This is a genomic window from Marinovum sp. (genome assembly GCF_034669705.1).
In the GTDB taxonomy this organism is placed as follows: Bacteria; Pseudomonadota; Alphaproteobacteria; order Rhodobacterales; family Rhodobacteraceae; genus Marinovum.
The window spans coordinates 82,499-103,682 of record NZ_JAXMOR010000012.1 but is presented as its reverse complement, the minus strand read 5'-3'; the positions used below and the strand labels follow the sequence as shown (position 1 = coordinate 103,682).

Genomic DNA, 21,184 nt, shown 5'->3' with positions numbered 1-21,184 from the left:
TCTGGTTCAGCCCGTGCTCAGTTCGTCGCCGCGTCGGCGGCCCAGTCGCGCACCGGGGTAAAGCCCGCGTCCCTGAGCTTGGCCATGTAGGCCTCGAGCATTTCGGTGCCCGGCTGACCGGCGTCGTTCAGGCCCTGAGCCCATTCCTGGGCGATGTTGGGCATCGCCTGCGCCCACGCCGCGCGCTGGTCATCAGAGAGCTTGGTGATGGTGCCACCGGCCTCGGTATACGCAGTGCGGCTTTCCTCGGCGCGGTCCATGGCAATGCCGGCCACGTGGTCGCGGTAGAGCACGGCGACCTCCTGCAGGACCTCCTGCACCTCGGACGGCAGCCCCTCCCAGTAGTCCTTGTTCACGGTGACGGTCTTGGTGTTGACCGCGCCAAGATCGGCCTCGAGCATGTAGGGCGCCACTTCGGCAATCTTGAAGGTGGCGGCGGCTTCGGGCCAGAGCATGGCGTGATCGACCAGACCGGTCTGCACCATGTTGTAGAAATCGGTCAGACCGCCACGCACGCCGGCCGCGCCCTCGATCCCTTCGAGATAGCGCAGGTTCATGCCGGCGCCGGCGACCTTTTCGCCCTCGATGTCGGCCAGGGTCTCGACCGGCTCGCGCGAGAAGATCTGATAGGTGTCAAGCACCACGCCGGTGGCGAGATAGACCTGGTTCTGTTTCTCGAACTCGGCCTGCATGGCGGGGAATTCCTTGGCGATCTCGTCCACCGCCTTGGCCACCGCACGGGCATCCGACGACACGAAGGGTGTCGCCGCCGACAGCGCCTGGCTCGGCAGTTTCGAGTTGTGGAAGATCGTGGTCACGATGCCGATGTCGCCCAGCCCGAGCTTGATGCCCTCGAGCACGCCCTTGGGCTTGACGATGGTGCCGCCATAGCTTTCCTGCCAGTCCATCTGGTAGTTGCCGGCCTCGGCCAGCCGCTTGTCGACCTCGGGGATGAAGAAGTTGGTGAACTCCTGCACCCAGAGTGCGCGCGCCGGATAGCCGTCGATGACCACCGCCTTGATCGTCTCGGTGGCAAACGCCGGGATCGCCACGGTGCTCAGCGCCAGTCCCAATGCGGCGCGTTTCGCGAATGATGTGAACATGTAAGTCTCCTCCCTAACAAACCTGCTTTTGTTTAGTCAGCCTTGCGCCAGGTGATACGCAGGGCCGTGCCGGCCGCCTCGAACATCTTCGAGATGGCACAGAACTTCGCGGTCTCGCCGGCGACCTCTTGCAGCGCCTCTGCGCTGCAGGGCCCGTCGGCGGTGACATCGAGCCGGATGGCGGTGAAGGGCACCGCCACCTCCTCCATCAGCAGCACCCCGCGGCGGTCGAAATCGACCTCCATCTCGAAGGCCAGGTTGCCGATGTCATGGCCCAGTTTGTGGGCGCATTTGTGGCCGATCACATTGGTGCAGCCGATCAGCGCCGCATAGGCGGTGGCAGTGGGCGACGGCCCCTCACCAGTGCCGCCGCGTGCCACGGGCTCGTCGATCACCACGGTGTTGCCGTCGATCTCGGTCTCGCTGCGGGAATGGCTGGTGCCCCTGCCCTGCAGCTTGATGGTCATCTGGGTCTTCTGTCGGACTGCCATGGCGCCTCACTCGATCTTGCAGACATCGTCAAAGGAAAAGCGCGGCAGCTTCTGGAACAGCGCACTCTCGTCGGCATAGCCAAGGTTGACCAGAAAGTTGGACTTCCAGCCGTTCTCGGCAAAGAATTCCTCGTCGACGATCGCGTTGGAAAAGCCCGACATCGCGCCCACGTCCAGCCCCAGCGCCCGCGCCGCGATCATCAGGTAGGCGCCCTGCAGGGTGGAATTGCGAAACGCCGTGGTCTCGGCATGGGCTGCCTTGCCCTCGAAATGCGGCTTGCGGTCCTCATGCGGGAACAGGAAATCCAGCCGCCGCCAGAACTGCGGGTCCCAGGCGACGATGGCGGTCACCGGGGCGGCGCGCATCTTGTCGATGTTCTTGGCCTTGAGCGACTTGGCCAGCCGGTCCTTGCCCGCCTCTGAGGTTACGAAGACAAACCGCGCCGGGCAGGTGTTCATGCTGGTCGGCCCCGCGATGGTGATTTCGAAGAGATCGCGCAGCAGCGCGTCGCTCACCGGCCGGTCGGTCCAGGCGTAATGCGAGCGGGCATCGCGCAGGATCAGGTCGATGGCATCATCGTCCAGCCTCTCGACCCGCCCGCGCAGGGCGCGGACCGCGTCCTGCGCCCTGGCGCGCCTGTTGTCGAGCGCGCCGGCGGTCATTCTGCCGCCGCCCGCCCGGCTTCGTCCTCGTCGACGATCGGGCTGGCACAGATGCCGATGTTCTCGATCTCGACCTCCACCGTCTCGCCGGGGCGCAGCCAGCGCGGCTCGGGTTTCTTGGCATGGCCGACACCCGGCGGCGTGCCCATGGCAATGTGGTCGCCGGGCTGAAGCGTGGTGTATTCCGAGATCGTGGCGATGGTCTGCGCCACCGACCAGATCATGTTGGCGGTGTTCGAGCTCTGCAGGATTTCCTCGCCCACCCGGCTCTCGATCTTGAGGCCCGAAGCGCCCTCGGGCAGCTCGTCCGGGGTGACCACGACCGGGCCGATGGCGCCGGTGTCGTCGAAGTTCTTGCCCGGCGTCCACTGGTGGGTCTTGCGCTGGTAGTCGCGCACCGACCCGTCGTTGAACACCGTATAGCCGAAGACATGCTCGAGCGCATCGGCCTCGGAGATATGCCGGCCGCCCTTGCCGATGATGAGCATGAGCTCGGCTTCGTAGTCCAGCCGCTCAGAGCAGTTCGGCCGCACCATCGGCTGACCCGCCGCCATGATCGACTGCGCCCCACGCATGAACAGCGCCGGGTAGTCGGGAATGTCGTAGCCGCCTTCCTTGATGTGATCGGTGTAATTGAGACCGAGGCAGATGATCGTCGGCGGCGTGGTGACCGGCAGCGCCGGGGTGATCTCTGACACCGCCACCGTCTTGTCGCCCTGCGCCGCCTGCGCCGCGCGCGCCATCAGCGCCGGGTCGGCGATCATCGCCGACAGATCGCTCCCGATCTCCGGCACAACCTCGGTGAGATTGACCGCTTTTTCCTGTTCTACCGCAAAGACACTTTGCTTCCCTGAAACGCTTCCGACCAGCAGGCGCATCGATTCCTCCAACTTGACTGACCTCGATTTTGCCGATAAAAAATCGATAGGTCAAATAAAATCGATTATTTTTTCGTAGGGAGTTTCGTCATGCCGGCATGGGACAGCTACAAGTCAGAGGCGCGCGGCCGCGGTGCGCTGGCGCTCGAGCTCTACGTAGTGCACTCGGTGCCGGCGGGTGACGGCGCCGCCGTGAAATCCGCCCTGCCCGACCACCTTGCCTATCAGGCGCAGCTCGAGGCCGAGGGACGGCTGGCGCTGGCCGGCCCGATGTCGGACGAGAGCGGCACGTTGATGGAGGGGATGGGATTGATCGTCTACCGCGCCGGCTCGCTCGAGGACGCGCGCCGGCTGGCCGAGGACGACCCGATGCACAAGGTCGGCGCACGGCGCTTCACCCTGCGCAAATGGCTGGTCAACGAAGGCTCGCTGAGCCTGACGGTGGGGCTGTCCGGTCGCACCGTCGCCTTGTCCTGAGAGGCGCGCGGCGGGACTGCGTGGCGTGTTCGGCCGAGGTCGTGAATGCGCGTGCCGCCGCCAAGGTGGAGCCCATATTTTGCGACCGGTCGATGAGCCGCGCAACGCCGGGCCGCGGTGCGGCGATCCGACCTGTCAGTGTCTCGGTTTATCCCGGCAAAGTCCGTAGAACCTCAAATCGTAGCGCTGTCGGCTGCCAAATCGCCGTGCCTGGGGGCGGCGTCATGCCCCGGGCATGCCTCCGGCATGACGAGGTGCGGCGGGCCTTCAGCCCGCTGTCAACGCGCATGACTGCCCAAGTGAGTGCACCGGCCAAACCGCCCGGCATCCCGCCCTCCACCCGGCTGGCGCTTCACGACAGCAGCATCAGCCGAGCGGCTCTCCCGCCGCTCCCGGACCGCCCTCGCCGCCCGTAACCGCGCCGCTGATCAGGTTGGCGCGCATCAGCCGCTGCAACAGTGTCCCCTTCGGCTTGGCAATCGCCTGCAGATAGGCCGCACGCGCGCGGGCGGTCTGCCGCGCGATCTGCACCGCGTCGACCGGGCTGACCGGCGCGAACCGGATACGGTCGCCGGCGCGCAGCTGGCTCAGGCGGGCGATGTCATCGGCGATCACCGTGGCAATCTTGGGATAGCCACCGGTGGTCTGATGATCGGCCAGCAAGACCGTCGGCACCCCGTCACCGGCGACCTGCACCGCGCCGCGGGTGATCGGCTCGGAGGGGATCGAGAGCGCCCCCGCCAGTGGCAGCTCAGGCCCCTCGAGCCGCAGGCCCATCCGGTCGAAAGCATTGGTCAGCGCATAGGGCTCGGACCTGAAAGCCGCCAACGCCTCGGGCGCGAAATGCCGGTCCTGCGGCCCGAGCACCACCCGCATCCGTCGGTCGTCGGGCAGAAATTCGGGCCGCGCGATGGCGCCGTGGCGCTCCGGGCGCAGGCCCGCCTCTTCGACCACGATCTGCTGTCCCGAGCTGAGCGCCCCGCCGCCGAACCCAGAGGTCGAATGCGTCGCCACGCTGCCCAGCCAGCTGTCGGCCTCGACCCTGCCGGCCAGCGCCAGATAGGCCCAGCTGCCGCGCTTGCCCGGCCGGATCGCCAGCGTCTCGCCCGCCTCCAGCGCGAGGATGGTCCAGCTGCCATGGGTCGTGCCGCCGCAGGTGACCGCGAAGTCGCCGCCGGTCACCGCCACCGACAGCGCCCCCTCGGTGCAGTCGAGCATCAGCCCGCCCATCGAGATCTCGATCAGCGTCGCCCCGGGCGCATTACCCAAGGCGACGTTCGCCGCCTGCGCCGAAAGCCGGTCCATCGGGCCGGAGGCGGCCACGCCAAAGCGCATCTGCCCGACCCGGCCGCCATCCTGATAGGTAACCAGCGGCCCGGCAAACCGCACGGTCAGTCTGGCGCGGCTCATGTGCGGTCTCCTTTGTGCAGGCGGTCGTACCGGTCGCGGTCGATGCGGGTGAACCGCACCCGGTCGCCAACGTCGAAGAGAAACGGCCGCTCGAGGTCGCGGCGCAGGATCTCGGTGGGCGAGCGGCCGATGATCGACCAGCCGGTCGGCATGGTCAGCGTCGTCACCAGGCATTGCGGCCCGGCAATCAGCACGCTGCCGGCAGGAATATCGCGCAAGGCTTGCGGCTTGCGCGGCAGCTGCAGCGCCGGCGCCACTCCCGAGAGGTAGGCATAGCCGGGCGCAAAACCGTACATGCCGACGCGGTACTCGGCCGACAGATGCGCCTCGATCACCGCCTCGGGGCTCAGGCCGGTGGCGCGGGCGACGGCCTCCAGATCGGGCGCGAGATCATCGTCGTAACACACCAGCACCTCGCGTTCGCGGCCCGCGACCTCGTCAGAGGCGCCGTCGTCAAGCAGCGCGCGCACCGCTTGCTCCATCGCGGCATGATCGGTCAGCAAGGGGTCGAATTCGACCATCAGATTGACGAAGGCCGGCACCGTTTCGAGCAGCCCCTCGGGCGCCGCGTCATTGATCGCTCGGTCGAGGCGCTGCACCCGGGCGGTCAACGCGTCGCCGATCTCTTCGCCCAGTTGCACCAGCAGGGCATGGTCGGCCACCGGGGTAAACACCGCCTCCGCCATCAGACCTCTCCGAACGGGGCAAAGGTGACGCCCTCCGCCTCGAGCCGGGCGCGGATGGCGCGGGCCATGGCGACCGCGCCGGGGCTGTCGCCATGCACGCAGATCGACTGCGCCGCAAGCGCGATGGGGGCGCCGTCGGTCACCGGCATCAGCCCGGTCTTCAGAAAGCCCACCAGCCGCTCGGCCGCCGCAGCGGCATCCTCGATCATCGCGCCGGGCTGGCCGCGGGGCACCAGCTGGCCGCTGGACAGGTAGCCGCGGTCGGCAAAGATCTCTGAGCAGACCGGCACGCCCGCCGCACGGGCCGCCACCTCGCTGCAGGTGCCGGAAATGGCCAGGATCCCCAGGCTCGGGTCGACCTGCCGCACCGCCGCGGCGACGGCCTGCGCCACGTCAATGTCACGCGCCGCGAGATTGCCCAGCGCGCCATGCGGCTTGACGTAGCGCACCGCCACCGGCACCAGCCGTGCCACCGCCATCAGCGCGCCGACCTGCGCCGCGACCATGCGGCCGATCTCGTCGGGCGCCATCGGGATCACCCGGCGGCCAAAGCCCTCGCGGTCGTTGAAACCGGGATGCGCCCCTACCGCCACACCGCGCGCGGCGGCGCGTTTCAGCGTGGCATACATTGTCTCGGGGTCGCCGGCATGGCCGCCGCAGGCGATGTTGGCGCTGGTCACGACGTCCAGCATCGCCGCGTCATCCCCCATCTGCCAGGGGCCAAAGCTCTCGCCCAGGTCGGCGTTCAGATCGATGCGCATGTCCCTCACCCTTCGTCGCAGCCCGCTCCTGCCGGTATGCGTTCCGGCCTCGGTGCCCGTCTTGTGAGGCATAGGCCGCGGCGGGTCGATTGGCCAGCCCCGCCCGCGGACACCGGCACCCGCGATCTTGCCCGGCCGGCGTTTGCGATGCGGGCAGCGTGGTGATCGCCGAATTGGCCCAGACCGGGTGACCTTTCTGCGGCCCTTGCCAGAGTGACCGACGCTCAGAGCCGGTGCAGCGCGCTCAGCAGCGCCGCATAGGAGATCGGCTTGATCAGGAGCGGCGCGCCGCGGCGCGGATCGTCGGGCGCGTCCGAGATCTCCTGCCCAGAGACCACCACGAAGGGCACGCCGCGCGCCTTCAGCCAACCGGCCACCTGTTCCGAGGTTTCGCCGACGAGGTTCCAGTCGAGGATGGCCAGATCGGGCGGTGACGCCTCGATCCGCGCCATCGCGCTGCGGGCATCGCGGAACTCGCCGTAGCGGGCATAGCCCGCCTCTTCGAGCGTCGCGGCAAGGTCCATGGCGATGATCACGTCATCCTCGAGGATCATCACCGATTTCGCCTGCGCCCGCCGTTTCAGCGGCTGCTGGGTCACGTCAGACGGGCCTGCCGTCGCCTCATCAGCCTGCCGTGGAAAACTCAGCTCGTAGCGGATGCCCGTGGGCTCGAGGCTGCGCCGCATTTCGCCGCCGAGCTGGCCCTTGACCACGTCAGACAGCAGCACCGAGCCATAGCCGTCGCCCCCCTCGGCCCCGGCCCCGGCTTCGGTGGGCACCCCGGTCTCGCGCCAGATCACCTCGAGCCGGCCGTCCTCGGATGCGGTCCAGCTCAGCGAGAGCTGGCCCTCGGCGGCACCGAGAAACCCGTGTTTGAGCGCATTGATGGTCAGCTCGTGCAGGATCATCGCGATCACCTGCGCCTCTGACGGGCTGAGCGCCACCCGCGGGCCGGTCATGTCGATGCGGTCAAAGACGTCCGGGCCAAAGGGCGCCAGCTCTTCCTCGGCCAGTTCCTGAAAGGTGACATTGCTCCAGCGTTTCTGGCCCAGCAGACCATGCACCCGCGACAGCGCCTCGAAACGGCCCTCGAGATCGGCCTTGACCTGCGCCACGTCGGCGCCGTCGGTCATCCGCGTCACCGATTGCACCACCGCAAGCAGGTTGCGCGCCCGGTGGTCGATTTCGCTCGCCATCACCCGCTCGCGTTCGCGGCTGCGCTCGCGGGCAATCCAGCCCATGGTGGTCTCGAGCACCCGCTCGATGGCCGAGATGTCGAGCGATCGGATCATCCGGTCCTTGTGCCATTGCACCGCGATGGCCGAGGTCACCTCGCCGTTCTCGACCCAGGGCACCCCCAGTCCCTGCACCACACCCAGAGACTCGAGATAGGCGCGGCTTTCGGGCTCGATATCGGGATCGCGCAACGCCACCGAGGTCACCGCCCCGGACATGAACTTTTCCTGAAGGCTCGCGCCCACGCGGCTTGGCAGGGCGAATTTCTCGGAGTTGGACGTGCCCTCGGCGCACCATTCATGCAACAGCGCAAAGGCCACCTCGCCGCCTGACAAGGTGCGTTCGCGCAGGCCCACCCGCGCCGCGCCGAGCAGTGCGCCCAGTTGCGCCAGGGAAAACCCCAGCGCCTCGTCAGGTGACCTCGCGGTGCGAAAGGCGTTGTTGGCCGAGACCAGAAACTCGGCGTTGCGGCGCTGGACCACGTTCTCGGTGATCTCGCTGCCGGAGTTGAACACGCCGGTGATGCGACCGTCCTCATCGCGCAGGGGGGTGAAGGAATAGTTCCACCAGGTCTCTTCCTCGACGCCGAGCCGGCGCATCGGCAGCATCTGCTCCTGCGCAAACAGCCCCTTGCCCTGCTCCATCACCTGAGCGAACTGCGGCGCGATGATGTGCCAGATGTCGGACCAGACCTCGTGCGCCGGCTGGCCCAGCGCATCGGGGTGGCGCGGGCCGGGGATCGGGGCCCAGGCATCGTTGTAGAGCAGCCGCAGGTCCGGGCCCCAGTAGATCGCCGTCGGGAAGGCCGAGTTCAGGCAGATCGACAGCGCCGCGCGCAGTGATTGCGGCCACTGTGGCGCCGGACCCAGGGCGTGGTCTGACCAGTCATGGGCCCGGATGCGCTGCGCCATCTCGCCCTCGCCGGCGAGGAAATCCATCGGATCGAATCGGTTCTCTGCCATGCCTGCCACTGCCGGCCCTTTCTGCTGCGCAACCTCTGGCCCCCGGGTGCTTCTGTCTGGCGCCCGCTGACCGGATACAGGTAGGGCAGGTCTTGGGGTTTGACCAGAACTGCCGTGACGCCCCCTGTGCTATGGCCCGTGCCCCCCCCCGCCCGGCGGATCAGATCCCCCCGGCGCGCGCCGTGCCCTGCGCCTGCCTCCGACCGGACGGCGCCTAGACCGGGCCGCGCCAGAGACCGGCGCGTGCGCCTTCGGTCAAGGCCAATACCAAGTGATAGTGCAGCCGGCTCAGCCCCTCCGGCCAGGTCGTCCGGCCTTCGGCATCGAGCTGGTTGGCAAACCCCGGCCGGCCGGCGAAGTAGCGGCGAAAGATCAGCCGCGCCAGATCGCGTGCGCGCTGCGCCTGGGCCGGGTCTGTCGCGCGCACGGCAAACCCCTTGATCGCCTCGGTCTGCGGCCAGAGCAGGAAGCGGTCCTCGCGCCAGGCGGCATCGGCCGAGACCGCATCAAAGGCCGCGCCCTGCATCACGCCGCTTTCGGCAAAGCCATGCGCATCGGCAAAGGCCAGCAGCCGCGCCGCCACATTTGCCATGTCCGGATCGCCGCCAAGTTCGACCTCACGCAGCAGCAGCCAGGCCCATTCGCATTGATGGCCGATCTCGCGCCGCTGACCGTCACGGCCTGGCTGGACCGAGAGATCGGGGGCGAGGAACTCGGAGATCGTGCCGCTTTCGACGTCGAGGAAATACGCCAGCCCCTTGCCGCGCATCGCCTGCGCCCGGGTCAGCCAGACGGCATTGCCGGTCATCTCGAAGGCCTGCAGCGCCGCTTCGTAATTGTGCATATGCGGGTTCTGCGCGCGCGGCGGTGCCTCGGGCGCAGCCGGATCGGCGAGCCCGTCATGCTCGAGCAGCAGGCCGGTCGCGGGGTCGGTCAGCCGGGTCTCGAGCGCCTGCCAGCAGGCCTCAATCTCATCCGAGACGTCTTCCTCGGGGTGCAACCGGCCCCAGGTGGCCAGACCGAGGATCACGAAGCTCTGGTCATAGCTGGTGGTCAGCCGGTCCTCGGGCCGCGCGGCGGGCGTGCCGTCGCGCAGCGTGGCGCGACAGTACAGGCCCGGCGCCTTGCGAAAGGCCGGCAGAGCCGCCCGCGCCTTGGCTGCGGCCGCTTGCCACTCCGGCCGGTCAGAGAGCAGCGCAAGGTGCGAGAAGGTGAAAAGCAGCCGCGCCTGCGCCAGCAAGGTGCGGCGGGAGAGATCGACCGGGCGCGCTTCGGCGTCGAGAACATCGTAAAATCCGATCCCCTCGGCGTCAGTTGCGTGCACGGCCCAGGCCGGCAGGAATTCTGCCCAGAACCAGTCGACCCAAGCCTCGGCACTGGCGTCGACATCGGGGAAATGCGGGGCGATCTGGGTCACGGGGGCTGGCCTCTGGCAAAGGGGGTATTGGATGACTAGTATTCCAGACCGCGAGGCCGGTAAACCCCCTCGGCCGGTCAGACCAGCCCGCCGCTCGGGGTCATCACCTGCACGCTGTCCTCGGCGAAATCGTCAAAGCTCTTGAGCCAGCGGCGATGCGGCCAATGCAGTTCGAGCCGCCCGTCGCGCGGGCGGTAGGCGGCGGTGTAGAGCGTGCCGAACCCGGCGTCGAAGGCGGTGGAATAGAGCGGCGGACGCAGGAAGGCGGCGATGAAGCGGTCGTCGGTCTTGGGATGCAGGGTGAGCTGCTGCAACAGGAAGCGCTCGCGCTCGACGGTGGCGGTAAAGCGCGCGTGGCTCGACCATTCGACCCGCTCCTGATGGTTGGTGGCCACTGCCGCATGGCTCAGCACCGGTTTGCGGTCTGGCGCGAGATAGGCGGTGAGAAACTGGCGCTCGGCGTCGATCACCGTGACGTTGTAGCTCATGTGGCAGGGGATGCGGGCCAGCGCGCGGCCGGCCGCTTCGGCGCTGGTGCAGGTCTGCAGCACATAGCGCAGGATCAGCGGCACGCCAAAGCCGCGGCCGATGTTGCGCCTTCCGCCAAAGGTGAGCGAGACCGCGAGCCCGGCATCGTTGATCCCGTCGACCAGCCCGAACAGCCCGTCAGACATGCCGATCACCCCCCGGCCCTGCCAGCGGGTCTTCAGCACCACCGCGTCAAACGCCAGCGGGGCGTAATCGTAGTTGCGCACCAGAAGCGGCGCATCGCCCGGCCAGATCGCCTGCGAACAGGCCGACAGGTACGCCGGCGGGCCATAGAAGCTGAGAAACCGCGCCGCCGCATCGCCGCCGCCCGCCAGTTCGCAAAGCGCCTCCCAGAGCGGCACGATCTCGGGCATGTGTTCGCGCAGCGCCCGGCGACAGTCCAGATAGGTCGGTCGCGCCACCAGCCCCTCTCGCGCCCACCAGCCGTGGTAGGAGGGCCAGTACTGCGCAAAGAGACCGGCCCACTTCGGGCCGGGCGTGTCTTCGGCAATGGCGCGGAACAGCAGGGTCACGGCGGCATCGGCCTAGAGGATCTTGAAGGCGGGATCTTCGAGCACCTGCGCCGCCGGCAAGGGCCGCGCGTGATAGGCGGCCTTGATGCCGGCGATCCATTGCCGCGACTTCTCGGTCAGCTCGAAGCCCTTGGTCATCGACCGCCCTCGCGTGACCAGAATGCCCAGGTCGGCGCCCTCGTAGCGGTAATCGCCGGGCTTGAGGATGCGCAGGAAAAACGCCTCCTCCTCGCTCTCGACCGCGCGGCGGTGATAGTCGAAGCGGGCAAACTCCACCCGGCCCTCGGCGTCCATCCGGTAGATGCCGGACTGCGGCGCCTCGGTGATGATGTCGACGCTGTCGTCGGTGTGCTTGATGACCATCTGCGACCAGCTGTCGATCATGTCGGGGTCGGACCAGCGGGCGTTCAGCTCCTCGACGTCGATCTCGAACGGCTTCTTCGAGAACTCCAGCAGGTGGAACAGGAACAGCGGCGCATCGGCATGGGCAAAGGCCGCGTGGTTGGTCATCGAGCTGGCGCCGGTGATCCGCGGGTTGAGTTCGCCCAGCCAGATCTCGCCGGTCTTCTTGTCGATCAGGAAATCGAGCTCGAAATAGCCGCGATAGCCCTCGCGGCGCAGTTGCTCGCCGAACTTGAAGGTCAGCTCGCGCGCCTTCTCTCGCGTCTTGGGTGGAAAGGCTGTGGCGAAGATCTCGTTGCCGCACCAGCCGCCGCGATAGGGGGTGAGGTCCTTGAACCCCACCAGCTCGGTCATCAGCGGACCGACGATGGTGCCCTGTCTGGTGGCACAGGCCTCGATCGCCGAGCCACGACAATCGATCCGCTTCATGATCTTGATTTCGCCCTGACCGACGATCTCGTGCTCATGCTTGCGGAAATCGGCCTCGGAAGCGATGAAGAACGTGGTGTGGCCGCTGTCGCCATAGGCCGATTGCAGCACCACGTCATGGCCGAGGCCGGCGGCCTCGCAGACCTCGCGCAGATGGGCGTAGTCGTGCACCTCCGAAAGCGTGTTGGGCACCGAGGGCACCCCCGCCTTGTTGCCGATGCGCACGGTCTCGATCTTGTTGTCCATGCTCTGGCGCAGCTTGGCCTTGGGAAACCACAACTCGCCGCCCAGTTCCTTGACCAGCCGCTCGGTGGTCTCGTCGAACATCAGGAAGACGAACTTGGGCTTGCCGCCGCGCGCGGTGACGTAATCCACCACCTCCTTGTGCTGCAGCAGATAGTTGTTGATGTCCTCGATCGACTGGAACTCGTCATGCGGCATGTCCGACGGCACGATCACGTTGGGGTGACGGCCGTCGAAGCAATCCATGTAGCAGATGTACTTGAAGTTCCGCACCCATTCATCAAGCCCCAGCAGGTTGAAGTTGGTCGCCGAGACGAAATAGACCGGGTCGGTGTTGGTGTGAAAGAAGCGCCGTATCTCGGAGATGTTGCGCAGGGTCTTTCTGGCCATGGTCGTGTCCTCCTCGCTCAGGTCGTGGTGCAGGAAAAGCCCTTCAGCGCCTCCTTGGTGAACACCCTGAGCCCCAGATCGGCGCGGAAGCCATGGATCTCGCTGACGTCGAGCGCGCGCATGAAGCTGAGGATGCCGGGGCTGATCACCTGGCCCGGCACGAGGATCGGAAAGCCCGGCGGATAGGGGATGATGAATGAGGTCGAGACCAGTTCCTCGCCGTCCTCAAGCCGCTTCTGCAAGGTGTCGTCGAGCGGCAGATAATCGCATTTCTCCTCGTCATAGGCGAGGAAGAAGGCGGCGCGGATATCGCCCTCAGGGGTCTCATCGCCATAACGGAAGGCGGGGTGGAAATGGCTGAAATCCGGCAGCGGCGGCACATGTTCGACCAGCGCCGAGACCCGGTTCTCGAACGAGCGTTTCTCCATCTTCGACGCATCGTCGAGCAGCTCGTCAAGCTCCTTGGCGATCTCGACCAGCACCTCGATCAGATAGGCGACAGAGCTGCGCGTAGTGCCGATATTGGTCATGAACAGCACGGTATTGCGCGAGGTCTTGTTGATCTGGATGCCGTATTTGTCCATCAGGATCTTGGTCTTGAAGGTATCGCCGTCCCAGCCGGTGCCGCCCACCGCCAGCGTCACCCGCGTCGGGTCGAGAACGAATTCATCGACCGTCCAGGAATTGGAAATGTCGGTCCAGCCCTGATGCGCCTCGTAGTAGCTGCTGACCCCGCTCTCGCGGAACTCCTCGGGGATCATGTCGCCGGCGGTGATCACCTTGAAATACTTCTGCAACAGCGGATGGCTGGCCGCCGCCCGGCGGATCGCCATGGCGCTCTCGACCTGACGCTGGGTGAACTCGAAGCCCTCGAGCTCGACCTGCCGCCGGCCGACATCGAGCGAAGCGATGATCTGATAGTTCGGCGAGGTCGAGGTATGGGTCATGTAGGCCTCGTGGAAGGCCTGCTCGACCTCGCCCTTGAAATCCTGATCGTTGACATGGATCATCGAGCCCTGCCTGAGCGAGGTCAGCGTCTTGTGGGTCGACTGGGTGGCATAGACCCGCACCCGCGCATCCGGCGGTGGCACCAGCCGGGTGTTCAGGATGGTCTCGTCATCCGCGCCTTCGAGCTCTTTCTGCTGCTGCTCCCAAGCGGCCTGGGTCTCGGGTGTGCGCAGACTTTCGCGCAGGGTGTTGGCCACGTCCATCGCGGTGCGCTGGCGATAGGTCGGGTTGAACCGGGCAAAGGCGAACCAGGCCTCGTCCCACAGGAAGATCAGGTCGCGCTTGATGGCGAGGCATTCCTCCATCACCCGCTGCACGTTGTAGACGATGCCGTCGAAGGTGCAGTTGGTCAGCAGCACCATGCGCACCTTGTCGAGCTTGCCGGCGGCCTTGAGATTGAGCAGCTGGTGCTTGATTTCATGCACCGGCACTGCGCCGTACATCGAGTACTGGTGCAGCGGATAGCTGTCCATGTAGACCACATGCGCCCCCGACAGCACCATGCCGTAGTGGTGCGACTTGTGGCAGTCGCGGTCGACCAGCACGATATCGCCCGGCTTGCAGAGCGCCTGCACCACGATCTTGTTGCAGGTCGAGGTGCCGTTGGTGGCAAAGAAGGTCTGTTTCGAGCCGAAGGCCCGCGCCGCCATCACCTGCGCCTCCTTGATCGGCCCGCGCGGCTCGAGCAGGCTGTCGAGCCCGCCTGAGGTGGCCGAGGTCTCGGCAAGGAAGATGTTGGGACCGTAGAACGCCCCCATGTCCTGGATCCAGTGCGAGCGGGTGATCGATTTGCCGCGGCTGATCGGCATGGCGTGGAACACGCCGGTGGGCTGGCGGGAATATTCCTTGAGGGCGGTGAAGAACGGCGTCTTGAACCGCGCCGCCACACCCCTGAGGATGTTGAGGTGCAGTTCCATGAAGTCTTCCTGGTTGTAGAACACCCGGCGGCAGCGCCCCAGGTCGAGCCCGGCAATCTCTTCGGCCGAGCGGTCGGTCACCAGATAGGCATCGAGCTCGGGCCGCAGCTTGGCGATCAGCCGGCAGGCCTCCGGACCGTATTCGCTGGGCGACAGATGCTCGACCTCGCCCTCGGTGCCCAGGGTATCAAGATACTTCTTCAGCAGCGGCAGTTCGTTGGGCGATTTCAGCACCAGCCCGGGCCGGACCACCACCGCCTGAACGTTGTGATTGAACAGGATGCCGATCAGCGCATCCTCGACCGAGGGCACCACCACCGGCTCGTAGTGGAACGGATCCTCGGGCCGGCGCGCCCGGTGCAGCGCATTGCGCAGGAAACGCTCCTGCTGCTCGTTGACGCTGTCGACGATCATCACCTCGAAATAGGGCCGGCCCAGCGCGCGGGCCTCGGGCGAGATGGCGCTCTCGTCCTCGTAATCCTCGCTGTCGAAATCATCGGCGCCCAGCGGGATGTGGCGGCGGCGATAGGCACCAGAGGTCAGCGCCCGCGCCACCCGCCGCACCGAGATCGACAGGTCGTCGATATTGCGCATCTCGAGCAACCGGCGCAGGTGCTCGAAATTGGCGTGGCCGGGAAAGGCCCAGTAGGTCTCGATCGGCGCCAGCGAGCGGAACAGCCCCTCGGCGGTCTCGACCAGCCGCTGGCCCGCGCGCCCCTCGACGCCCTTGAGCCGCAGGCTCTCGACACATTCGCGCAACGCGCTCCAGCGGTCGGCGCGCAGCTGCGTGGCGCTGTAGTAATCCCCGATGGATGGCAGACCCTTCTCACTTGCAGGTAGGTTCATTTCGTTCTCCCTGTTGGCGCCTTTGCGACGCTGCGTGTTGTTCTGCCATCCTGTCGGGGGCGCCGGTCAGCCGGTGCCGGTCACCGTCCTGTAGATCGGCAGGTTGTCTTCCGGCGCATTGGCTTGCGGATCGAGCCCCAGAGCGCTGCGCGGATCGGCGGTGTTCACCCCGGCCTGAGAGCCCTGCTGCGGGATCTCGAGCGGCCCCAGCGTCTTGAGGTAGGCATCGGTGCCGCTGGTCCGGTCGTAGACCGAGAAATCGGCCTCGCGGTCACGGAAGCTCTTGAGCACCTGCCCCAGCCCCTTCATCCCGGTCTCGCGCTGGCGGCGCACCATGTCGAGATCGACCTCGATCGGGAACATGTCTTCCTGGCCCGCCGACTGGTGCAGCACCGTCGCGGTCGGGTCGACCACCAGCGACTTGCCAACGCCGCCGGCGCCCAGCCCGTTGACGTCGATCACGTAGCACTGGAACTGCGCCGCGGTGGCGCGGGCGATGGCAATCTCGGCGTCGCGGTCGGTGGTGCCGGTCAGCACCGGGTGCAGCAGCACCTCGACGCCCTGCGAGGTCAGCTGACGGGTGGTTTCCGGGAACCAGATGTCATAGCAGATCGACAGGCCGAAGCGGCCGACATCCGGAACATCGAAGACGCAGAATTCGGTGCCCGAAGCGATATTGGCCTCGTAGGGCTTGAACGGGAACATCTTGCGATACTGGCGGATGATCTCGCCGTCGGGGTTGATCACCACCGAGGTGTTGTAGATCCGCCCGTCCTCGGCCTTTTCGAACATCGAGCCGGGGATCAGCCAGATCCGGTGGCGCCGGGCCTCATCCTGAAATCTCTTGAGCGTGTCGTTCGGAAAGGTCTGGGCATAGTGGTGCAGCGGGCCAAAGGCCGCCAGCTCCGAGAACACCACCATCTGGGTCCAGGGAAACCGGGCCATCAGCACGTCGAGCCGTTGTTTCATGCCATCGACGTTGGAATGCAGCGCCGCGACATGCATCTGCACGCCGGCGATTGCGAAAGGGGTCATCTGCTTTCTGTCTCCTTCAACGGTGCGGGCCTCTCCTGCACCGGGTTGTTCGGTCTCCCCCCTGTCCGGCGGGCGCGGCGGGTCTCTGCCCGGCTCGCGCCCCCTGCCGGAATGATCGTCTGGCCCGTGCCGGGCCCTGTGGTCTGGCCTTCTGGTTGGCCCGTTGTCCGGAGTGTCACCTTGTCAGCCTTCGCCCGCTCTGGGAAGCACGATCGCCGGGTGCCGCGCGGGAACGTGCCGTCAGGCGCAATCCGGTCGCCCTGTCGCGAGACGTCGCCCTGTTGCGGAACTTGGCCATGTCGCTCCCTCCTGCCCTCACCGGCGCCGCTTGGGCCCGAAGCGGTCTGCCCCCGGCCGGGCGGTTTTCCCGTTTGGTGAGCATAGCTTCGGCACCTTCACATTCAACTCCCGCAAAACGCGTCTGCCGTTTTATCACGCGCCGCGTCCGTTTTGCGGGCAGAGTCAAAACGTCGGCGGGGTGCAGGCGCTGATGATCACGCAGTCCTGGTCGCCGATGTTGCGGAACTTGTGCGGCAGCCGGCTGTCGAACAGATAGCCGTCGCCCCGGTTGAGCACCCGCACCTGATCGCCGACGGTGATCTCGATGATGCCGGCGATCACCACCCCGGCCTCTTCTGCCTGGTGGCTCAGCATCTGCTCGCCGGTGTCGGCGCCGGGGGGATAGGTCTCGTGCAGCACCTGCAGGCTGTGCGACGAGGCATTGCCCAGCTGGCGCAGCGAAACCCGCGAGGCGTCCTTGCCCAAGCCCATATCCTGCGGCGACAATTCGATGAACTCATCCGCGGTATAGAAGTATTTCGGCGTGCCCGCGTCCTCGACCTCGGAGAAGAACGCCGACAGCGGGGTCTGCACCGCGTCGAGCAGGCTTTTGAGTGACGAGACCGAGGGGCTGGTCTTGTTCTGCTCGATCATCGAGACCGCGCCATTGGTCATCCCGGCCCGCGCTGCCAGTTCCCGCTGTGACATGCCACGCGACTCGCGCGCTGCCTTCAGTCTTCCGCCGATATCCAATGCGTCGCCTTATTTTGAGTGCGTGTTTGAAATTGTAAGCGCCGTTTTCGTCCGTGGTCAACCGGTATTCGCAGCCGAAAAGCGCCAATCACCGCGTGTTTACCCATATTTACATGGGGTTTCCCAAGGGGTTGCCAATTTTCCGAGCAAAGCCCGTCGGTCAGGATTGACAAAAATAATGAACACGGCGTACTAATTTTTTAATCATTCACCGGGAGGGTAGAGCCCATGACCGCCAGCACCAAACCGCGCGCTGCCAAGGCCGCGAACAAGGACAGAAAGACCACGCCGCGCCAGACCACCGCGCGCAAACAGCCCGCCGCCAAGCCGGCCGCCGCCGTGGACGCCACCGGGAGCAACGCCGCCCTGCTGGCGCGGCGCGAAGCCGCGGTGCCGCGCGGTGTGGCCTCTGCCGCGCCGGTCTTTGCCGCCCGCGCCGAGAATGCCGAACTCTGGGATGTCGAGGGCAAGCGCTACATCGACTTTGCCGGCGGCATCGCGGTGCTCAACACCGGGCATCGGCACCCCAAGGTCGTCGCCGCCGCCAAGGCGCAGGAAGACCTCTATACCCACACTTCCTTTCAGGTGGTGCCCTATGAACCCTACGTGGCGCTGGCCGAGAAGCTGAACGCGCTGGCCCCGGGTGACTTTGCCAAGAAGACCCTGCTGGTCACCACCGGCGCCGAGGCCGTGGAAAATGCGGTCAAGATCGCCCGCGCCCATACCGGCCGCCCCGGCGTCATCGCCTTCAACGGCTCGTACCATGGCCGCACCCTGCTGACGCTCGGCATGACCGGCAAGATCAGCCCCTACAAGAAGGACGTCGGCCCCTTCCCGTCCGACATCTTCCGCGCGCCGTTCCCCGATGTGCGCCAGGGCGTCACCGTCGAGGACAGCCTCAAGGCGCTCGAGATGCTGTTCCTGACCGACGCCCAGCCCGAGCGGGTGGCGGCGATCATCCTCGAGCCGGTGCTTGGCGAGGGCGGATATCACCCGGTGCCCACCGAGATGTTCCAGGCGCTGCGCGCGATCTGTGACAAGCACGGCATCCTGCTGATCTCCGACGAGATCCAGGCCGGTTTCGGCCGCACAGGCACGTGGTTCGCGATCGAGCATTCCGGCGTCGCGCCGGACCTGATCACCTGCGCCAAGTCGATGGCCGGCGGCTATCCGATTGCCGGCGTGATCGGCCGTGCGGATGTGATGGACGCCATGGCTCCCGGCGGTCTGGGTGGCACCTATGGCGGCAACCCGGTGGCCTGTGCCGCGGCGCTTGCGGCCATCGAGGCGATCGAAAGTGAGGGATTGCTCGCCCGCTCCACTGCCCTGGGCGAGATGTTCAAGGCCCGCTTCGCCGAGATCGGCGCCCGCACCGCACCGTTCCGCATGTGGGACATCCGCGGCCTCGGCGCGATGATCGCGGTCGAGTTCGTCACCGACTTCGAGACCGCCACGCCGGATGCCGCGCTGACCAAATCGGTGATCGCCAAGGCGCTGGACAAAGGCCTGATCCTGCTGGCCTGCGGCATGCACGGCAACGCGCTGCGCATCATGGTGCCGCTGACCGCCTCTGACGCGATCCTCGACGAGGCCATGGCGATCTTCGAGGCCGCGCTGGCCGAGGCCATCGCCGAGGAACAGGCGCTGGCGGCGGAGTAAGCCCCCATTGGCTGGCGGTGGAATTTCCCGCCGCCAGCCTTGCTTGCCCCTGATTTCAGGAGTACCCCGGAGGCCGGACATGTCCCCGCGCCGGGCCCAGACCCGGCCGCCGCATCAGGAGCTCCGACAATGAATCACGTCTTTCCCCGCCACAGCAAGGCCAAGCTGCCCACCGCCGTCGGCGGCGAGGGCTGCTACCTGATCGACGCCGACGGCAAGCGCTATCTCGACGGCTCCGGCGGTGCCGCGGTCTCCTGCCTCGGGCATGGTGACAGCGCGGTGATCGACGCCATCAAGGCGCAGCTCGACAAGGTGGCCTTTGCCCATACCGGCTTTTTCACCTCCGAGCCGGCCGAGGAACTGGCCGACCTGCTGGTCGCGAACGCCCCGGAGGGGATCGACCGGGTCTACCTCGTCTCCGGCGGGTCAGAGGCGACAGAGGCGGCAATCAAGCTGGCGCGGCAGTATTGGGTCGAAAAAGGCGAGCCGCAGCGCGGCAAGCTGATCGCCCGCAAGCAGAGCTATCACGGCAACACCATCGGCGCGCTCTCGGCCGGCGGCAACGAATGGCGCCGGGCGCAGTTCGCCCCGCTGCTGCTTGACGTCAGCCACATCGACCCCTGCTACGAATACCGTCTGCGCCGCGAAGACGAGAGTCCCGAGGATTACGGCCGCCGCGCCGCCGATGCTCTGGAAGACGAGATCCAACGGCTCGGGCCGGAGAACGTCATGGGCTTCATGGCCGAACCGGTGGTTGGCGCCACCGCCGGCGCGCTGGCCCCGGCACCGGGGTATTTCCAGCGCATCCGCGAGATCTGCGACCGCCACGGCGTGCTCCTGATCCTCGACGAGGTGATGTGCGGCATGGGCCGCACCGGCACGCTCTTTGCCTGCGAGCAGGACGGCGTTTCGCCCGATATCCTCTGCGTGGCCAAGGGGCTGGGCGCCGGCTATCAGCCGATCGGCGCGATGCTCTGCACCTCCGAGATCTATGACACCATCGCCAATGGGACCGGCTTCTTCCAGCACGGCCACACCTACATGGGTCACCCGGCGGCGGCGGCGGCGGGCAAGGCGGTGGTCTCGGCCATCCTCGACCGCGGGCTGCTGCCCCGGGTGCAGGAGATGGGCGAAAAGCTGCAGGAGAAACTGACCGAGCGCTTCGGCCAGCATCCGCATGTCGGCGACATCCGCGGCCGCGGGCTGTTCCGCGGGGTCGAGCTGGTAGCCGACCGCGACACCAAGGAGCCGTTCGATCCCGCCAAGGGGTTAGCCGCCAAGATCAAGAAAGCGGCCTTTGCCGAGGGGCTGATCTGCTATCCGATGTCCGGCACCATCGACGGGCAGCGCGGCGACCATGTGCTGCTGGCGCCGCCCTTCATCATCGAGGAGGCGCAGCTCGACGAATTGGTCGACAAGCTGGACCGCGCCATTTCGGCCTCTATCTGATGCAAGATCGCCCCTGCCTCGTCAGACCCTGCTCCGTTCGTCCCTGTCCCGAAGGACCCCGCCGATGACTGCCGCCTATCCCCTGCCCCCGATCTCCGACGCCGACTGGCCCGAGGAGATCGCCGAGATGTCGGGCGGTTTCGCCACCGGGCTCAACGTCTATCGCACCATGGCCCATGACCCGGCACTGCTGCGCGCCTGGGCCGATCTGCGCCAGCATGTGGTGCTCGACAGCGCGCTCGGGCTCGAGCTGGTCGAGGTGGTGATCCTGCGCACCGGCGTGCGGCTGAACTCGCGCTACGAATGGCAGCAGCATATCTCTCGCGCCCGCACGGTGGGCTTCGATGATGCCCGCATCGGCTCGATCCGCGGCACCATCGACGAGATGGCCCCGGCCGACGCGTTGCTGGCCCGCGCGGTGGACGAGCTGTTCGACGAAAAGCAGCTTTCGCCGATGACGGCCAAGGCGCTGGTGGCGGCCCATGGCAAGGAAGGGATGTTCGACCTGATGGCGACGGTCGGCTTCTATTCCACCCTGGGCTTCATCCTGAAAACCTGCGGCACGCCGCTCGACGATGACATCGCCGGCGAACTGGCGGCGCGCCCCTTTCTTGAAACCGACAACTGAG

Annotated in this window: 18 protein-coding genes; 4 read left to right on the top strand and 14 right to left on the bottom strand. The window is 66.7% G+C overall.

All coding sequences use genetic code 11. The annotated features are described in order from the left end of the window. Positions 1-17 precede the first annotated feature (17 nt). The 4 genes from VOI27_RS10805 to VOI27_RS10790 are packed head-to-tail and all read right to left on the bottom strand — an operon-like array spanning position 18 to position 3,135. Positions 18-1,103 carry a C4-dicarboxylate TRAP transporter substrate-binding protein gene (locus VOI27_RS10805; protein ID WP_323765351.1) on the bottom strand — a complete coding sequence of 362 codons (1,086 nt, stop codon included), beginning with the start codon at positions 1,101-1,103 and terminating at the stop codon, positions 18-20. Positions 1,104-1,135: 32 nt separating this feature from the next. Further along, positions 1,136-1,570, bottom strand: coding sequence for an OsmC family protein (locus tag VOI27_RS10800; RefSeq protein WP_323765350.1), 435 nt, complete (start codon positions 1,568-1,570; stop codon positions 1,136-1,138). Positions 1,571-1,600: 30 nt separating this feature from the next. Beyond that, the gene (locus tag VOI27_RS10795; RefSeq protein WP_323765349.1) at positions 1,601-2,257 is read right to left on the bottom strand and encodes a malonic semialdehyde reductase; all 657 of its coding nucleotides are present in this window, start codon (positions 2,255-2,257) and stop codon (positions 1,601-1,603) included. Then, positions 2,254-3,135 (bottom strand): fumarylacetoacetate hydrolase family protein, encoded by an 882-nt coding sequence (locus tag VOI27_RS10790; protein ID WP_323765348.1) that lies wholly within the window; start codon positions 3,133-3,135, stop codon positions 2,254-2,256. The genes VOI27_RS10795 and VOI27_RS10790 overlap by 4 nt, the downstream gene beginning before the upstream one ends. A 90-nt stretch (positions 3,136-3,225) precedes the next feature. Between VOI27_RS10790 and VOI27_RS10785 the strand changes: the two genes are divergently transcribed. Then, positions 3,226-3,612 carry a YciI family protein gene (locus VOI27_RS10785; RefSeq protein WP_323765347.1) on the top strand — a complete coding sequence of 129 codons (387 nt, stop codon included), beginning with the start codon at positions 3,226-3,228 and terminating at the stop codon, positions 3,610-3,612. A gap of 366 nt (positions 3,613-3,978) precedes the next feature. On the opposite strand, the gene VOI27_RS10780 is transcribed toward VOI27_RS10785, so the two are convergent. The 10 genes from VOI27_RS10780 to VOI27_RS10735 all read right to left on the bottom strand — a co-directional run bounded on the left by VOI27_RS10780 (position 3,979) and on the right by VOI27_RS10735 (position 17,447). Continuing rightward, entirely contained in the window at positions 3,979-5,022 is a 1,044-nt protein-coding gene (locus VOI27_RS10780) for a biotin-dependent carboxyltransferase family protein (RefSeq protein ID WP_323765346.1), read from the bottom strand. Further along, positions 5,019-5,708 (bottom strand): allophanate hydrolase subunit 1, encoded by a 690-nt coding sequence (locus VOI27_RS10775; RefSeq protein ID WP_323765345.1) that lies wholly within the window; start codon positions 5,706-5,708, stop codon positions 5,019-5,021. The genes VOI27_RS10780 and VOI27_RS10775 overlap by 4 nt, the downstream gene beginning before the upstream one ends. After that, positions 5,708-6,469, bottom strand: a complete 762-nt coding sequence (locus tag VOI27_RS10770) for a 5-oxoprolinase subunit PxpA (RefSeq protein ID WP_323765344.1) — start codon at positions 6,467-6,469, stop codon at positions 5,708-5,710. Before VOI27_RS10770 ends, VOI27_RS10775 begins: the two co-directional genes overlap by 1 nt. A gap of 224 nt (positions 6,470-6,693) precedes the next feature. Then, positions 6,694-8,667, bottom strand: coding sequence for an HWE histidine kinase domain-containing protein (locus tag VOI27_RS10765; protein ID WP_323765343.1), 1,974 nt, complete (start codon positions 8,665-8,667; stop codon positions 6,694-6,696). 214 nt (positions 8,668-8,881) lie between these two features. After that, on the bottom strand, positions 8,882-10,084 hold the full coding sequence (locus VOI27_RS10760) for an AGE family epimerase/isomerase (RefSeq protein ID WP_323765342.1): 1,203 nt from the start codon (positions 10,082-10,084) through the stop codon (positions 8,882-8,884). Between the two features lie 77 nt (positions 10,085-10,161). After that, positions 10,162-11,139: a C45 family peptidase gene (locus VOI27_RS10755; RefSeq protein ID WP_323765374.1), complete on the bottom strand. Its 978-nt coding sequence runs from the start codon at positions 11,137-11,139 to the stop codon at positions 10,162-10,164. An 18-nt stretch (positions 11,140-11,157) separates the two neighbouring features. Continuing rightward, positions 11,158-12,609 carry a biotin carboxylase gene (locus VOI27_RS10750; RefSeq protein WP_323765341.1) on the bottom strand — a complete coding sequence of 484 codons (1,452 nt, stop codon included), beginning with the start codon at positions 12,607-12,609 and terminating at the stop codon, positions 11,158-11,160. 17 nt (positions 12,610-12,626) lie between these two features. After that, entirely contained in the window at positions 12,627-15,380 is a 2,754-nt protein-coding gene (locus tag VOI27_RS10745; RefSeq protein WP_323765340.1) for a beta-eliminating lyase-related protein, read from the bottom strand. A 66-nt stretch (positions 15,381-15,446) separates the two neighbouring features. Continuing rightward, a complete protein-coding gene (locus VOI27_RS10740; RefSeq protein ID WP_323765339.1) occupies positions 15,447-16,415 on the bottom strand; it encodes a carbon-nitrogen hydrolase family protein in 969 nt (322 codons plus the stop codon). A gap of 462 nt (positions 16,416-16,877) precedes the next feature. Next, positions 16,878-17,447 carry a cupin domain-containing protein gene (locus VOI27_RS10735; protein WP_323765338.1) on the bottom strand — a complete coding sequence of 190 codons (570 nt, stop codon included), beginning with the start codon at positions 17,445-17,447 and terminating at the stop codon, positions 16,878-16,880. A 228-nt stretch (positions 17,448-17,675) separates the two neighbouring features. On the opposite strand from VOI27_RS10735, the gene gabT reads away from it, so the two are divergent. The 3 genes from gabT (at position 17,676) to VOI27_RS10720 (ending at position 21,183) form a co-directional block, all read left to right on the top strand. Next, entirely contained in the window at positions 17,676-19,106 is a 1,431-nt protein-coding gene (gene gabT / locus VOI27_RS10730) for a 4-aminobutyrate--2-oxoglutarate transaminase (protein WP_323765336.1), read from the top strand. Between the two features lie 129 nt (positions 19,107-19,235). After that, positions 19,236-20,555 carry an aspartate aminotransferase family protein gene (locus VOI27_RS10725; RefSeq protein WP_323765335.1) on the top strand — a complete coding sequence of 440 codons (1,320 nt, stop codon included), beginning with the start codon at positions 19,236-19,238 and terminating at the stop codon, positions 20,553-20,555. 64 nt (positions 20,556-20,619) lie between these two features. Next, positions 20,620-21,183, top strand: coding sequence for a carboxymuconolactone decarboxylase family protein (locus tag VOI27_RS10720; RefSeq protein ID WP_323765334.1), 564 nt, complete (start codon positions 20,620-20,622; stop codon positions 21,181-21,183). Position 21,184: the final 1 nt, after the last annotated feature.

What these genes read in the sequence shown, in the direction of transcription:
- VOI27_RS10745 (WP_323765340.1), bottom strand. Translation starts at nt 15,380, where the DNA reads ATGAACCTACCTGCAAGTGAGAAGGGTCTGCCATCCATCGGGGATTAC.
- VOI27_RS10725 (WP_323765335.1), top strand. Translation starts at nt 19,236, where the DNA reads ATGAATCACGTCTTTCCCCGCCACAGCAAGGCCAAGCTGCCCACCGCC.
- gabT (WP_323765336.1), top strand. Translation starts at nt 17,676, where the DNA reads ATGACCGCCAGCACCAAACCGCGCGCTGCCAAGGCCGCGAACAAGGAC.
- VOI27_RS10770 (WP_323765344.1), bottom strand. Translation starts at nt 6,469, where the DNA reads ATGCGCATCGATCTGAACGCCGACCTGGGCGAGAGCTTTGGCCCCTGG.
- VOI27_RS10765 (WP_323765343.1), bottom strand. Translation starts at nt 8,667, where the DNA reads ATGGCAGAGAACCGATTCGATCCGATGGATTTCCTCGCCGGCGAGGGC.
- VOI27_RS10800 (WP_323765350.1), bottom strand. Translation starts at nt 1,570, where the DNA reads ATGACCATCAAGCTGCAGGGCAGGGGCACCAGCCATTCCCGCAGCGAG.
- VOI27_RS10795 (WP_323765349.1), bottom strand. Translation starts at nt 2,257, where the DNA reads ATGACCGCCGGCGCGCTCGACAACAGGCGCGCCAGGGCGCAGGACGCG.
- VOI27_RS10775 (WP_323765345.1), bottom strand. Translation starts at nt 5,708, where the DNA reads ATGGCGGAGGCGGTGTTTACCCCGGTGGCCGACCATGCCCTGCTGGTG.
- VOI27_RS10720 (WP_323765334.1), top strand. Translation starts at nt 20,620, where the DNA reads ATGACTGCCGCCTATCCCCTGCCCCCGATCTCCGACGCCGACTGGCCC.
- VOI27_RS10750 (WP_323765341.1), bottom strand. Translation starts at nt 12,609, where the DNA reads ATGGCCAGAAAGACCCTGCGCAACATCTCCGAGATACGGCGCTTCTTT.
- VOI27_RS10790 (WP_323765348.1), bottom strand. Translation starts at nt 3,135, where the DNA reads ATGCGCCTGCTGGTCGGAAGCGTTTCAGGGAAGCAAAGTGTCTTTGCG.
- VOI27_RS10740 (WP_323765339.1), bottom strand. Translation starts at nt 16,415, where the DNA reads ATGACCCCTTTCGCAATCGCCGGCGTGCAGATGCATGTCGCGGCGCTG.
- VOI27_RS10805 (WP_323765351.1), bottom strand. Translation starts at nt 1,103, where the DNA reads ATGTTCACATCATTCGCGAAACGCGCCGCATTGGGACTGGCGCTGAGC.
- VOI27_RS10785 (WP_323765347.1), top strand. Translation starts at nt 3,226, where the DNA reads ATGCCGGCATGGGACAGCTACAAGTCAGAGGCGCGCGGCCGCGGTGCG.
- VOI27_RS10780 (WP_323765346.1), bottom strand. Translation starts at nt 5,022, where the DNA reads ATGAGCCGCGCCAGACTGACCGTGCGGTTTGCCGGGCCGCTGGTTACC.